Genomic DNA, 13,084 nt, shown 5'->3' on the forward strand with positions numbered 1-13,084 from the left:
TCAATTTCCGTTTGGGCTCGCCCCGTTGGCGGGCGATCAGTAGCCTCAGCTCGAACACCGGATCGCCTACGCCTTGGAGAGATAGATGGAGCGTCCCGCCTGGGCCCCACGGAGCATCGACATCTCGGTGCCCAGTGTCTCGCGGATCTACGACTACTACCTGGGCGGTTCGCACAACTTCGAGGTCGACCGGGAGGCGGCCCGCAAGGCGATGGAGTTCATGCCGGGACTTCCGAAGATCATGCAGGCGAACCGGGCGTTCATGCGGCGCGCGGTGCGCTTCGCGGTCGGCGAGGGCATCGACCAGTTCCTGGACGTCGGCTCCGGCATCCCCACCTTCGGCAACGTCCACGAAGTGGCGCAGTCGGCGAACTCCGGCGCGCGCGTGGTGTACGTCGACCACGACCCGGTCGCCGTCGCGCACAGCCAGGCGGTCCTCGCGGGCAACGACGGCACGGGAGTCGTCGCCGCCGACCTTCGCAAGCCCCAGGAGATCCTCGCGAGCCCCGGAGTGGAGCGCCTGATCGACCTGAACCGGCCAGTGGCGCTGCTTCTCGTTGCCATACTGCACTTCGTGGAAGACGCGGACGACCCTTACGAGGCGGTGGCTGAGTTGCGCGACGCGCTCGCGCCGGGCAGCCTGCTCGTCCTCACGCACGCCTCGTACGAGGGAATTCCGCTGCCGCCGGAGCGGGCCGAGGGCGCGGTGGACGTGTACAAGGACATCCGCAACCCGCTGATCATGCGCTCGCGCGACGACATCGCGCGGTTCTTCGAGGGGTACGACATGGTGGAACCGGGACTGGTGGCGCCGCCGCTGTGGCGGCCGCAGGAGGCACCGGAGGACGAGGATCCGTATGCCTTCTCCGGGTTCGTCGGCGTGGGGATCACGGCGTGATCGCGGAGCCGGACGGGCAGCAGGACAGACAGCGCAGGTTCGCGACGATCTGGAGCCGGGCGGTGTTCCCGGTGACCTCGACATCGCTGACCCGGCCGGAGTTCGAGGAGCAGCTCCTGCCGCTGGCCCGTCGGTTGAGCCAGGCCCTGCACACCCGGACCCTCGATGCGGACGCGGGCCGGGCGGTCGGCGCCGCCCTCGTCGCCGCGCACTGCACCGACCCGGACGCGCTCACCCGCACCCTGGACTGCGTCGACGCCTACCTGGTGCTCTACTGCGGTGAGAACGGCGACCAGGAGGAACTGCGGACGCGTTCCTCGCGGTTGCAGCACGCCATGGCCGCCGGCTTCGCCGCGGCGCTGCGCGAGCGGACCCTGGCCGAGCAGGAGGCGATCTCCGCGGCCGCCCTGAAGGCGCAGGGCGTCGTCGCGCAGGCGCTGCACGCGACGGAGGCCCGCTTCCGCGCGGTCTTCGAGGGCGCGGCCATAGGAATCGGCATCGCCGACCTGGAGGGCCAGATCCTCCAGGTCAACGGCGCGCTGCTGCGCATGTTCGGCATCACGGACAAGATGGCCCACGGCCGCAACGTCCAGGAGTGGACCCACCCCGAGGACGCGCCGCAGACCTGGAAGCTCTACGAGGAACTCGTCCGCGGCGAGCGCGAGCACTACCACGTCGAAAAGGCCTTCTACCGCCCCGACGGAACGGTCCTGTGGACCAACCTGACGGTCTCCCTCCTGCGCGACCCGGACGGCAACCCGCAGTACCAGCTCGCCCTCATGGAGGACACCACCGAGCGGCGGCTGCTCAACCTCCGGCTGCGCTACGAGGCCACGCACGACGCGCTCACCGGCCTGCCCAACCGCACCTTCTTCTTCGAACGCCTGGAGAAGGCGCTGGGCGCGGGCCGGGGCCAGCGCTACGGCCTGTGCTACCTCGACCTGGACGGCTTCAAGACCGTCAACGACAGCCTCGGCCACGCGGCCGGCGACCGGCTGCTCGTCGAGGTCGCCGACCGGCTGCAGGGCTGCGCGACCGCGCCCGGCGAGATGGTCGCCCGGCTCGGCGGCGACGAGTTCGTGGCGCTGACCACCGGCGCCGACACCGAGCGGGAGGTCGACGAGCTCGCCGCCCGCATCATGAACGCCCTCATCGCCCCGATCAGCATCGACGGCCGGGAACTGACCGTGCGCGGCAGCATCGGCATCGTCGAGGGCCCGGCGGGCGAACGCAGCCCCGCGGAGGTGCTGCGCAGCGCCGACATCACCATGTACCGGGCCAAGTCGGCGGGCGGCAACCGCTTCGAGCTGGCCGACGAGGAGGCCGACGCCCGCGCCATCACCCGGCACGGACTGACCACCGCCCTGCCGGCGGCCCTGGACCGGGGCGAGTTCTTCATCGAGTACCAGCCACTGGTCCACCTCGGCGACGGCAGCGTGCGCGGCGCCGAGGCCCTGGTCCGCTGGCTGCACCCGCAGCACGGCATCCTCGGCCCGGACCGCTTCATCCCGCTCGCCGAACACACCGGTCTCATCGTGCCGCTCGGCCGCTGGGTCCTGGAACAGTCCGTCCGCCAGGCCCGCGAATGGCGAGAACGCTACGACGACGCGGGCCCCCTCCGTATCAACGTCAACCTCTCGCCCTGCCAGCTCACCCACCCCGGCCTGGTCCAGGACACCGTGGACATCCTGGAGCGCGCGGGCGTCGAGCCGGACGCGCTGTGCCTGGAGGTCACCGAGTCGGCACTGATCGGCGCCGACGACGACCTCCTCAAGCCGCTGCGCCGCCTTGCCGAGATGGGCGTCGACATCGCCCTCGACGACTTCGGCACCGGGTACTCGAACCTGGCGAACCTGCGCCGCCTGCCGGTGAGCATCCTCAAGCTGGACCGCTCCTTCACCCAGAGCATGCAGCAGTTCCCGGCGGACCCCGTCGACCTCAAGATCGTCGAAGGGATCGTTTCCCTGGCCCACAGCCTCGACCTCGCGGTGACGGTGGAGGGCGTGGAAACCGGGGCGCAGGCCGAGCAGTTGCGGATACTGGGCTGCGACACCGCCCAGGGCTGGTACTACGCCCGGCCGGGCCCACCCGACCGGCTGCACCAACTGGCGCTGGTGGACGCGACGGGCTGAGTCCCGCCCCGGCCCTACGGCAGCGGCAGTGAGCGCAGGGAAGCGTGGGTACGGGCCATGACGACGACGTGGCCCGTGTCCCCGCCCGGCGCGACGACCACGGGGTATTCGCCGCCTCTGGTCTGCGGGTACGCCGCGGACATGCGGGGCGCGGCGGTTCCGGTCCCCTGCGGACCGGCGTGCAGGTCGATCGTGATCACGCGGCCCCGCGAGGTGCGGTCGTTGACGGGGGTGAAGGTCACGAACCGGCCGTCGGCCACGGTGGCGTCCGCCTCGGTGGCGTATGTGCTCCACAGTCTGCGGTCGTTCTCGAGGTCGTACGCGTTCCAGTTGCCCGCACTCGTGTCCTCGGCGCCGGCCTCGTACAGCACCAGGACCCCGTCCTCGGAGATCACCCCGCGTACGGGCTTGTCGGCCGTGTTCCTCGGTGTCGGCAGCGGCCTCAGCGTCGCCGGATCCAGGTGCCGCATGGGCGCGAAGGTGTCCCCGGCGGAGATCGGGCTGCCGGTGCAGACCAGGTAGTGGCCGCCGGTCACGAGATGCGGGCACTCGACTCCCGTGGGGCCGGCCGCCACGGTGTCGCCGCTCCGGGCGTCGCGGGCGGTGACCCGGGTGCCGTCGGCCGTGTAGACGCGGCCCCGGAAGGCGGCCAGGGGTTCGCCCGTGCTCCAGGCGATGGTCCGGTGCCAGAGGGGCGTGCCGTCCGATGCGCGCACGGCGTCGAGGACGGCGGTGCCGGTGAAGGGATCCGGTGCGTCGAGAGCGTAGACGATTCCGTCCGCGGCGCCGACAGCGAAGTAGGCGCGTCCGGTGGGTAGTTGATGGGTCCACGCCTGCGTCCCCGTCCGCAGGTTCGCCGCGTGGAGCACACCCGCGACCCCGGTCACGGCACGTTCGTCGGCCGCGTCGACGACCAGTCCGGCGCTCTTTCCGTGGTCGCCCGCGGGCACGGTCCAGGTGACACGGCCGTCGGCCCGCGAACGCCCCACGAATCCGCCGGAGTCGGTCGCGCACACCACCTGGTGCGCTGTCGCGCCGCAACTGCCGTGGGCCTCGTGGCTGGAGAGGGACGCCGTCCACGCGCGCCACGGGCCCGAGACGGACGTCGGGGACGTCTCCACCGTCGGCTCGGAGCCGCCGGACGGTGACGCGACCGCCGGGCTCTTCGGCCCGCCGGACGCGGTGTTCCCCGCGCACCCCACCAGCACCAGCAGTGCCGCGCCCACCGCAACGATGCGCCGTTTCATCCCCGCCCACCCCCGTGTGAGAACCCCATGCTACGACCGCTCAGCGCTCCAGCAGCATCCGCTGCAACTCCCGAGCCGCCCGTGGCGGAGCCACATCGCTGCGGTGGGCCAGCGCGATCGTGCGGTGCAGGCCTGGGCGGGCCAGCGGGGTGACCCGTAGTCCCCGCCCGGACCGCGTCGCGACCATGCGGGGTACGACGGCCACCCCGAGACCCGCCCGCACGAAGCCCAGCACCGCGTCCATCTCACCGCCCTCCACCGCGAAGTCCGGCTCGAAGCCCTCGGCACGGCATGCGGCCACGGTCAGTTCGCGCAGGTCGTAGCCGTGCCGGAACATCACCAGGGGTTCGCTCTCCAGGTCGGCGATGCGTACCGTGCGCCGGCCCGGACCGGCGGGCGCGGGAGACTCCGGGGACGACACCACCACCAGGTCCTCGCGCAGCAGCTCCACCGTGGTGAGCGCCGGGGACGGCGTCGGCAGCGGCAGCACGACCAGGGCGAGGTCGAGGGCGCCGCGGGCGAGTTCCCGTACGAGATCGTGGGAGCCGCCTTCCTCGATCAGCAGCCGGATGCCGGGATAGCGGTCGTGGAAGGCGCGCAGTACGTCGGGCAGCAGGCCCGTGCACAGGCTCGGGGTCGCGCCGAGGCGGACCCGGCCGCTGCGCAGCTGCACCAGCTCCTGCACCTCGTGCCGGGCCGTGTCCGCGTCGGCCAGGATGCGCCGGGCCAGCGGCAGCAGCGCCTCGCCCGCGTCGGTGAGGGTGATGTTGCCGCGCGCCCGCAGGAACAGATCGGCCCCCAGCTCCCGCTCCAGCGCCTTGATCTGCTGGGACAGGGAGGGCTGCGCGACATGGACCAGGTCCGCGGCCCGGGTGAAGTGCCGCGTCTCGGCGACCGCCACGAAGTACTGGAGCTGCTGGAACTGCATCCTCCTACGATAGCCGCCAACTATGGAATCAAGCCGGACCATGTCTTGGACCGATCGGGGCCTTCGGCCCTAGCGTCTTGACCCATGGCTCTGGCAACGCGGACTGACCGACGGCCGTCCATGGCGCGCACCGTGTGGGACAGCTCCGTCGGCAAGAAGACGGTGATGGCCGTCAGCGGCGTGATCATGCTGCTGTACCTGGTCGTCCACATGATCGGCAACCTGAAGATCTACTTCGGGGCGGGCGAGTTCAACCACTACGCCCACTGGCTGCGCACCATCGGCGAACCCTTCATGCACTACGAGTGGACGCTCTGGCTGATCCGCGTCGTGCTCGTGGTCGCGGTCGTCGCCCACGCCACGTCCGCCTACCAGCTCAGCCGCCGTGACATCAAGGCACGGCCGAGCAAGTACGTGCACAAGAAGGCGAAGGCCGGCTACGCGACGCGCACCATGCGCTGGGGCGGGATCATCCTCGGCCTGTTCATCGTCTGGCACATCCTGGACCTGACGACCGGCACCGTGCACCCGGGCGGCTTCCAGGAGGGCCACCCGTACCAGAACGTCGTGGACACCTTCTCCACCTGGTACGGCAACGTGATCTACATCGTCGCGATGCTCGCCCTCGGCCTGCACATCCAGCACGGCTTCTGGAGCGCCGCCCAGACCCTCGGCGTCGGCAGCCGCACCCGCGACCGCGCCCTGAAGACCATCGGCAACGTCCTCGCACTGCTGCTCACGGCCGGCTTCATCGCCGTACCGGTGGGCGTCATGACCGGAGTGGTGAGCTGACATGACAACCTTCGTGGACTACAGCACAGGTGAGCCGGTCGTCGACCACAAGGCGCCCCCCGGCCCCGTCAACGAGCGCTGGGACAAGCGCCGTTTCGAGGCCAAGCTGGTCAACCCGGCCAACCGCCGCAGGCACACGGTGATCGTGGTCGGCACCGGTCTGGCGGGCGGATCCGCCGGGGCCACCCTCGCCGAACAGGGCTACCACGTCGTGCAGTTCTGCTACCAGGACTCCCCGCGCCGCGCCCACTCCATCGCCGCTCAGGGCGGCATCAACGCCGCGAAGAACTACCGCAACGACGGCGACTCCGTCCACCGCCTGTTCTACGACACCGTCAAGGGCGGCGACTTCCGCGCCCGCGAGTCCAATGTCCACCGGCTCGCGCAGATCTCCGTCGAGATCATCGACCAGTGCGTGGCGCAGGGCGTGCCGTTCGCCCGCGAATACGGCGGCCTGCTCGACACCCGCTCCTTCGGCGGCGTGCAGGTCTCGCGGACCTTCTACGCCCGCGGACAGACGGGCCAGCAGCTCCTGCTGGGCGCCTACCAGGCGCTGAGCCGACAGATCGCCGCGGGCAATGTCGAGATGCACCCGCGCACCGAGATGCTCGACCTGATCGTCATCGACGGCAAGGCGCGCGGCATCGTGGCGCGTGATCTCATCACCGGCCGTATCGACACCCACTTCGCGGACGCCGTCGTCCTGGCCAGCGGCGGCTACGGAAACGTCTTCTACCTGTCGACGAACGCCATGAACTCCAACGCCACCGCCATCTGGCGGGCCCACCGGCGCGGCGCCTACTTCGCCAACCCCTGCTTCACCCAGATCCACCCGACCTGCATCCCGCGCACCGGCGACCACCAGTCCAAGCTCACCCTGATGAGCGAGTCGCTGCGCAACGACGGCCGGATCTGGGTGCCCAGGGCCAAGGGCGACGACCGTCCACCGAGCAAGATCCCCGAGGACGAGCGCGACTACTACCTGGAGCGCATCTACCCCTCCTTCGGCAACCTGGTCCCGCGCGACATCGCCTCCCGCGCCGCCAAGAACGTCTGCGACGAGGGCAGGGGAGTGGGGCCAGGCGGGCAAGGTGTCTACCTGGACTTCGCCGACGCCATCCAGCGGATGGGCCGGGGGGCCGTCGAGGAGAAGTACGGCAACCTCTTCGACATGTACGCGCGGATCACCGCCGAGGATCCGTACACCGTCCCGATGCGGATCTACCCCGCCGTGCACTACACGATGGGCGGGCTGTGGGTCGACTACGACCTGCAGACCACGATCCCGGGCCTGTTCGCGATCGGCGAGGCCAACTTCTCCGACCACGGCGCGAACCGCCTCGGCGCGTCCGCACTGATGCAGGGCCTGGCGGACGGCTACTTCGTGCTGCCGGCGACCATCAACGACTACCTCGCCCGCAATCCGGGCCACGAGCCGGTCACCATCCAACACCCGGCGGTCCAGGAGGCGTTGGCGGAGACCCAGGACCGCCTCAACCTCCTCCTGTCCGTCGACGGCGACCGCACCCCCGACTCCTTCCACCGCGAGGTCGGCGAACTCATGTGGGAGTTCTGCGGCATGGCCCGCACCGACAGCGGACTGCGCAAGGCACTGGAGCGCATCCCGCAGATCCGCGAGGAGTTCTGGCGGCGCATCAAGGTGCCCGGCACCGGCGAGGAGTTCAACCAGTCGCTGGAGAAGGCCAACCGCGTCGTCGACTACCTCGAACTCGCCGAGCTCATGTGCCTCGACGCACTGCACCGGGCGGAGTCCTGCGGCGGCCACTTCCGCGAGGAATCGCAGACCCCGGACGGTGAAGCCGCGCGCAGGGACGAGGAGTTCGCGTACGCGGCCGCCTGGGAGTTCACCGCAACCGGCGAGGCACCGACGCTGCACAAGGAAGACCTGGTCTTCGAGTACGTCCACCCCACCCAGCGGAGCTACGCATGAAGCTCACCCTGCGCGTCTGGCGGCAGCAGAACGCCGACGCCGAAGGCGCCATGTCCACATACGAGGTGGACGGCATCTCCTCCGACATGTCGTTCCTGGAGATGCTCGACACCCTCAACGAGGAGCTCATCCTGCGCGGTGAGGACCCCGTCGCCTTCGACCACGACTGCCGCGAGGGCATCTGCGGCGCGTGTTCGCTCGTCATCAACGGCGACGCGCACGGCCCCGAGCGCACCACCACCTGCCAGCTGCACATGCGGTCCTTCCAGGACGGCGACACGATCGACATCGAGCCCTGGCGCGCCTCCGCCTTCCCGGTGATCAAGGACCTGGTGGTGGACCGGTCGGCGTTCGACCGGATCATCCAGGCCGGCGGCTACATCACCGCCCCGACCGGCTCGGCACCCGACGCCCACGCCACCCCCGTACCGAAGCCGGACGCAGATTTCGCCTTCGAACACGCCGAGTGCATCGGCTGCGGGGCCTGCGTGGCGGCCTGCCCGAACGGCGCGGCGATGCTCTTCACCTCCGCCAAGATCAACCACCTGAACGTGCTGCCGCAGGGCGCACCGGAACGCGAGACCCGGGTGCTGGACATGGTGGCGCAGATGGACGAAGAGGGCTTCGGCGGCTGCACGTTGACCGGGGAGTGCGCCACCGCCTGCCCGAAGGGCATTCCGCTGGTGTCCATCACGAGCATGAACAAGGAATGGCTGCGGGCCACTCGCAAGGTGGCGAAGCGGTAGCGCCACCACAAGCGTTCGCCGTCATGCGCGGACGGGCGGGGCCGGGAGTGGTGCTCCCCGGCCCCGTCTCGCTTGTCACGCCCGTACTGCTCGGCATGCCCGGCCTGAGCGAGCCGTTCAACAAGCTCACACCCGCTCTCTCTGCGCCTGTCACGCCAAGGTCAGCCGGCATCGGAAGAACAGGGGCGGGAGATCGCACGTCCCCGTCTGCTCCCGCTCCGCCGAACGGCCCGCGACCAGGAGAGAGCCATGACCGGCGTCACCACCCTCGACCGTCCCCCGAAGCCCGCCGCACCCACCCGCTACACCGTGTCCCTCGCCCGCGACGAGGCCGACGTGCGCGCCGCGCAGCGGCTGCGGTACGAAGTCTTCGCCGGTGAGATGGGCGCCCTGCTGGCCACCCCGCAGCCCGGCCACGACATCGACGCCTTCGACGCCTACTGCGACCATCTGCTGGTACGCGAGGAGATCACCGGCCAGGTCGTCGGCACCTACCGGCTGCTGCCGCCGGAGCGTGCCGCGGTGGCCGGACGCCTGTACTCCGAGGTCGAGTTCGACCTGACGGCGCTCGACCCGATACGCCCCGGACTGGTCGAGGTCGGCCGTTCCTGCGTGCACCCCGGCCACCGCGACGGCGCCGTCATCAGCCTCATCTGGGCCGGCATCGCCCGCTACATGGTGGACCGCGGCCACGAGTGGCTGGCCGGCTGCTGCTCCATCCCGCTCGCCGACGGCGGCGCGCTCGCCTCCGCCACCTGGGAGAAGGTCCGGGGCAAGAACCTGGCCCCGGAGGAGTACCGCGTACGGCCGCTGCTGCCCTGGGTCCCGGACGCCGCCGCGCCGGCCGCCGGCACCGAACTGCCCGCCCTGCTGCGCGGCTACCTCCGCCTCGGCGCCTGGGTGTGCGCCCAGCCTGCCCACGACCCGGACTTCGGGGTCGCCGACCTGTACGTGCTGCTGTCGATGCGCCGGGTCAACCCGCGCTACCTGCGGCACTTCCTCTCCCTCGTGCCCGCCTGATGAGCGTCTGGCAGCCCAGCGCGCCCTGTACCCCGCGGGCGTGCATCGAGCCGACGGGGTCCGCCACGGCCGTACCGCGTGCCGTGCTGCGGATGGCGGCGGTCGTGGTCCTGATGCTCGTCGGGATCATGCTGCTGCCGCTCGGCGGGCGGATCCCCGCCGAGCTGGTGAAGCGGTGGTGCCGGTGGATCGTGCGGGCCGCGGGGGTCCAGGTCCGTATCACCGGCACCGCCGCGCCCACCGGCGGACTGCTCCTGGCCGCCAACCACATCTCCTGGCTGGACATCCCGCTGCTCGCCGCGGTCCGCCCGGCCCGCATGCTGGCCAAGTCCGACATCCGGGGCTGGCCCGTCGCCGGCTGGCTGACGGCGAGCAGTGGGGCGCTGTTCATCGACCGGGAACGGCTGCGCGCACTCCCGGAGACGGTCGCCCGCATCGCGGACGCCCTGCGCGACGGGCACGCCGTGGCCGTCTTCCCCGAGGGCAGCACCTGGTGCGGACGCGCCCAGGGCAACTTCCGCCGCGCGGTCTTCCAGGCCGCCCTCGACGCGGACGTTCCCGTACAGCCGGTCCGTCTGCGCTACCGGATCGCCGGGGGCACGGCCAGCACGGCACCCGCCTTCATCGGCGACGACTCGCTGCTGGCCTCGGTATGGCGGGTGGTGTCGGCGCGAGGAATCGTGGCCGAGGTCGACGTACGGGACGCCCTCGCGCCCGGCAGCCACCCGGACCGGCGCTCACTCGCCCGAGCCGCCCAGCCGGGGGCGACGGCCCAAGCAGACTGGATCCACGCCGCGTTGGTGGCGTAGCCGCCCGGCCCGTCCCGCAGCGCCCGGATCAGGAGGCGGCCCCCGTGGCCTCCGCGGCCTCGGTGGCCTCCGCGGCCTCGGTGGCCAGGCGGGGGACGGCGACATCGACCGGCTGCTCGAAGAGCTCCGCGGCCGACTTCCGTTCGCACGTCGGATCCGTGCCCCGCCACAGGTGGGTGAGCAGGAGCCGGGCGGCGCCCGCCTGGCGGGGGTACCGGCCGGCCGGCCGTGCGGTCAGCAGGCAGGGCGCGTCGGCGCCCGCCAGCACGAAGTGCGGCAGAAGCCAGGTCTCGGCGGTGAACGGTCCCACGGCGAAACGGTCGCCGGCGGCGAACCCGTGCACGCGGTACGCCGCCGCGAGCATGCGCGGTCGCTCAGCCCGCGGGCCCGGAGCAACGGTTCGAGGCCGGCGCAGTGGTCGGGGTGCCAGTGGCTGACCAGCACGGCGTCGACCGCGTCGAGGGCGTGGTGCGGCGGCAGGCGGAGCAGGGAGGCGTAGCCGGGATCCACCAGCAGACGGAACCCGTCGTTACGCGACGCCCTGAAGGCCAGAGAGGCGATGCCGGGAAAACCGGAAGACGCGTCCCACGCCCCCTGTTAGCGTTCCCTCCATGAAGGTCAGGCACTGTCGTACCCACACCGCAGCCGCGCGAGCGACCAGCTCCCCGGCTGCCGACGCCTGACCCCTCCACCTCTCCCCGGCGGCCGGAAACGGATCGCCGGGATCCGGTTCCACCCCTCCGCGCAGTCTCACAGGTGCGCGGGCGCTGCTCCGGCGGTCCGTTCCGGTCCCCACGACCTGAAGGAACACGCCATGAGCACCACCCTGAACACCGAACAGACCCTGCGGACGTTCACCGACTTCTACCGTGACCGCGGGCACCAGCTCATCACCGGCAGCTCCCTCCTGCCGCCGCCCTCGGACCCGGTGCTGTTCACCACCTCCGGGATGCACCCCCTCACGCCCTACCTCCAGGGCCGTCCCCATCCCCAGGGACGGCGCCTGGTCAACGTCCAGCGCTGCCTGCGCACCACCGACCTCGACGAGATCGGCGACCCCACCCATCTGACGGTCTTCGAGATGCTCGGCTCGTGGTCGCTCGGCGACTACGGCCACCCACAGAGCCTGCGGTGGGGGTACGAGCTGCTGCGCGACGGGTTCGGCATCCCGCGTGAGCGGTTGCACGTCACGGCCTTCGGCGGCGACGACCAGATCGGCCCCGACACCGAATCGCAGCGCACCTGGCAGGAGCTGGGGCTGCCAGTGGAGCTCACCGACGACGAGAACTGGTGGTCCAACGGCCCGGTCGGCCCCTGCGGCCCCGACTCGGAGATCTTCGTCTGGACCGGCGGCCCCGGCACCCCGCCCCGGGGCACCCCCACCACCGACCCCCGCTGGGTGGAGATCTGGAACCACGTCAACATGCGCTACCGCCGCAACGAGGACGGCACCCTCGAACCCCTGCCGCAGCCCGCCATCGACACGGGCATGGGCCTGGAACGGCTGACGACCGTCCTGCAAGGCCACCGTTCGGTCTACGACACGGACCTGTTCGAACCGTGGACGCGACTGCTCCCGCCGCTGTGGGACCTGGACGGGCCCTCGACCCGTCTCGTCTGCGACCACCTGCGCTCGAGCATCGTCGTACTCGGCGACGGCGTACGCCCGTCCAACACCGGTCGCGGCCATGTACTGCGCCGCCTGATCCGCCGCCTCCTCACCACTCTGCGCCGCGACGACCCCTCACACACCCTGACCGACCTGCCCCTGGAACTCGTGGACCACACCCTGGACCACTTCCACCAGCCCTGCCGGACCGACACCGTCCGCGAGGTCCTCCTGCACGAGGAGCACCGCTTCACCAAGCTCCTCGAACGCGGCCGACGCATCCTCTCCCGCCCGGAGTTCAAAGGCCCGCTGAGCGAGGAGGACTACCACTACCTCCACGACACCCACGGCCTGCCCCGCGACCTGGTGGCCGGTCTGCTCGGGTGAAATCCTTCGGTCTCGCCTGCGCTGTACCGTGCCCGCATGCAGCGGATCTTGGTGGTGGGTGTCACGGGTGCGGGCAAGTCCACGCTCGCGCGGGCCGTGAGCGAGCGTCTAGACGTCCCCTGCCACGAGCTGGACGCCCTGTATTTCGTCGGCCCGGACTGGGCTGTCAACGACAGGCTGGCCGAGGCGGTGGCACGCGTCACGGCCGAACCCCGCTGGATCATCGACAGCATCGGCTACCCGGAGGTCCGTGACCTGCTCTGGGAGCAGGCCGACACCGTACTCTGGCTGGACTACGGCAGGCGTGTCGTGATGCCTCGCGTGCTGCGCCGTTCCCTGCGGCGCACGGTCACCCGCGAACGGGTCTTCGGCGGCAACAGGGAGACCTGGGCGGGCTGGCTCAGCAGGGGACACCCGGTGTGGTGGGCCTGGTCCCAGCACACCGGCCGCCGCCGCGAGATCGCACGGCGTACGAGCGATCCCCGCTTCGCGCCCCTCCGCACCGTCCGGTTCCCGCACCCCGACGACACCGCCGCCTGGTTGGCATCCCTGTGACGCCGGCAGC

General features: G+C 71.1%; 12 protein-coding genes and 1 pseudogene. 9 read left to right on the plus strand and 4 right to left on the minus strand.

From position 1 onward, the window contains the following. The first annotated feature begins 85 nt into the window (after positions 1–85). Positions 86–898, plus strand: coding sequence for an SAM-dependent methyltransferase (locus LJ657_RS38010; RefSeq protein WP_232653844.1), 813 nt, complete (start codon positions 86–88; stop codon positions 896–898). Continuing rightward, complete coding sequence (locus LJ657_RS38015) at positions 895–3,030, plus strand: putative bifunctional diguanylate cyclase/phosphodiesterase (protein ID WP_232653847.1); 2,136 nt, start codon at positions 895–897, stop codon at positions 3,028–3,030. The genes LJ657_RS38010 and LJ657_RS38015 overlap by 4 nt, the downstream gene beginning before the upstream one ends. A gap of 14 nt (positions 3,031–3,044) precedes the next feature. On the opposite strand, the gene LJ657_RS38020 is transcribed toward LJ657_RS38015, so the two are convergent. Together LJ657_RS38020 and LJ657_RS38025 are read right to left on the minus strand one after the other, a co-directional pair. Then, positions 3,045–4,277 carry an outer membrane protein assembly factor BamB family protein gene (locus LJ657_RS38020; RefSeq protein WP_232653849.1) on the minus strand — a complete coding sequence of 411 codons (1,233 nt, stop codon included), beginning with the start codon at positions 4,275–4,277 and terminating at the stop codon, positions 3,045–3,047. A gap of 40 nt (positions 4,278–4,317) precedes the next feature. Further along, entirely contained in the window at positions 4,318–5,205 is an 888-nt protein-coding gene (locus LJ657_RS38025; RefSeq protein WP_123969158.1) for a LysR family transcriptional regulator, read from the minus strand. A 120-nt stretch (positions 5,206–5,325) separates the two neighbouring features. On the opposite strand from LJ657_RS38025, the gene LJ657_RS38030 reads away from it, so the two are divergent. From LJ657_RS38030 to LJ657_RS38050, 5 genes are all read left to right on the plus strand, one after another. Then, complete coding sequence (locus tag LJ657_RS38030) at positions 5,326–5,997, plus strand: succinate dehydrogenase (protein WP_232653931.1); 672 nt, start codon at positions 5,326–5,328, stop codon at positions 5,995–5,997. Position 5,998: 1 nt separating this feature from the next. Continuing rightward, entirely contained in the window at positions 5,999–7,948 is a 1,950-nt protein-coding gene (locus LJ657_RS38035) for a fumarate reductase/succinate dehydrogenase flavoprotein subunit (protein WP_232653851.1), read from the plus strand. Further along, positions 7,945–8,694, plus strand: coding sequence for a succinate dehydrogenase/fumarate reductase iron-sulfur subunit (locus LJ657_RS38040; RefSeq protein WP_232653853.1), 750 nt, complete (start codon positions 7,945–7,947; stop codon positions 8,692–8,694). Before LJ657_RS38035 ends, LJ657_RS38040 begins: the two co-directional genes overlap by 4 nt. 249 nt (positions 8,695–8,943) lie before the next feature. After that, entirely contained in the window at positions 8,944–9,714 is a 771-nt protein-coding gene (locus tag LJ657_RS38045; protein WP_232653856.1) for a GNAT family N-acetyltransferase, read from the plus strand. Further along, positions 9,714–10,523, plus strand: coding sequence for a lysophospholipid acyltransferase family protein (locus LJ657_RS38050; RefSeq protein WP_232653859.1), 810 nt, complete (start codon positions 9,714–9,716; stop codon positions 10,521–10,523). The genes LJ657_RS38045 and LJ657_RS38050 overlap by 1 nt, the downstream gene beginning before the upstream one ends. Before the next feature lie 28 nt (positions 10,524–10,551). Here the strand turns inward: LJ657_RS38050 and LJ657_RS38055 are convergent, their stop codons facing one another. Then, on the minus strand, positions 10,552–10,887 hold the full coding sequence (locus tag LJ657_RS38055; RefSeq protein ID WP_232653952.1) for a hypothetical protein: 336 nt from the start codon (positions 10,885–10,887) through the stop codon (positions 10,552–10,554). Positions 10,888–10,907: 20 nt separating this feature from the next. After that, positions 10,908–11,033 (minus strand): annotated as a pseudogene (locus LJ657_RS38060) (MBL fold metallo-hydrolase); the annotation flags it as partial. Between the two features lie 304 nt (positions 11,034–11,337). Here LJ657_RS38060 and LJ657_RS38065 point away from each other — a divergent pair. Both LJ657_RS38065 and LJ657_RS38070 read left to right on the plus strand, forming a co-directional pair. Then, positions 11,338–12,519 carry an alanine--tRNA ligase-related protein gene (locus tag LJ657_RS38065; RefSeq protein ID WP_372488026.1) on the plus strand — a complete coding sequence of 394 codons (1,182 nt, stop codon included), beginning with the start codon at positions 11,338–11,340 and terminating at the stop codon, positions 12,517–12,519. A 36-nt stretch (positions 12,520–12,555) separates the two neighbouring features. After that, positions 12,556–13,074, plus strand: coding sequence for a P-loop NTPase family protein (locus LJ657_RS38070; RefSeq protein ID WP_232653861.1), 519 nt, complete (start codon positions 12,556–12,558; stop codon positions 13,072–13,074). Positions 13,075–13,084 lie beyond the last annotated feature (10 nt).

The organism is Streptomyces guryensis (genome assembly GCF_021261325.1).
Taxonomy (GTDB): Bacteria; Actinomycetota; Actinomycetes; order Streptomycetales; family Streptomycetaceae; genus Streptomyces; species Streptomyces guryensis.

Coding starts and splice junctions, on each gene's coding strand:
- LJ657_RS38010 (WP_232653844.1), top strand. CDS start 86: ATGGAGCGTCCCGCCTGGGCCCCACGGAGCATCGACATCTCGGTGCCC.
- LJ657_RS38020 (WP_232653849.1), bottom strand. CDS start 4,277: ATGAAACGGCGCATCGTTGCGGTGGGCGCGGCACTGCTGGTGCTGGTG.
- LJ657_RS38025 (WP_123969158.1), bottom strand. CDS start 5,205: ATGCAGTTCCAGCAGCTCCAGTACTTCGTGGCGGTCGCCGAGACGCGG.
- LJ657_RS38030 (WP_232653931.1), top strand. CDS start 5,326: ATGGCGCGCACCGTGTGGGACAGCTCCGTCGGCAAGAAGACGGTGATG.
- LJ657_RS38035 (WP_232653851.1), top strand. CDS start 5,999: ATGACAACCTTCGTGGACTACAGCACAGGTGAGCCGGTCGTCGACCAC.
- LJ657_RS38040 (WP_232653853.1), top strand. CDS start 7,945: ATGAAGCTCACCCTGCGCGTCTGGCGGCAGCAGAACGCCGACGCCGAA.
- LJ657_RS38045 (WP_232653856.1), top strand. CDS start 8,944: ATGACCGGCGTCACCACCCTCGACCGTCCCCCGAAGCCCGCCGCACCC.
- LJ657_RS38050 (WP_232653859.1), top strand. CDS start 9,714: ATGAGCGTCTGGCAGCCCAGCGCGCCCTGTACCCCGCGGGCGTGCATC.
- LJ657_RS38055 (WP_232653952.1), bottom strand. CDS start 10,887: ATGCTCGCGGCGGCGTACCGCGTGCACGGGTTCGCCGCCGGCGACCGT.
- LJ657_RS38065 (WP_372488026.1), top strand. CDS start 11,338: ATGAGCACCACCCTGAACACCGAACAGACCCTGCGGACGTTCACCGAC.
- LJ657_RS38070 (WP_232653861.1), top strand. CDS start 12,556: ATGCAGCGGATCTTGGTGGTGGGTGTCACGGGTGCGGGCAAGTCCACG.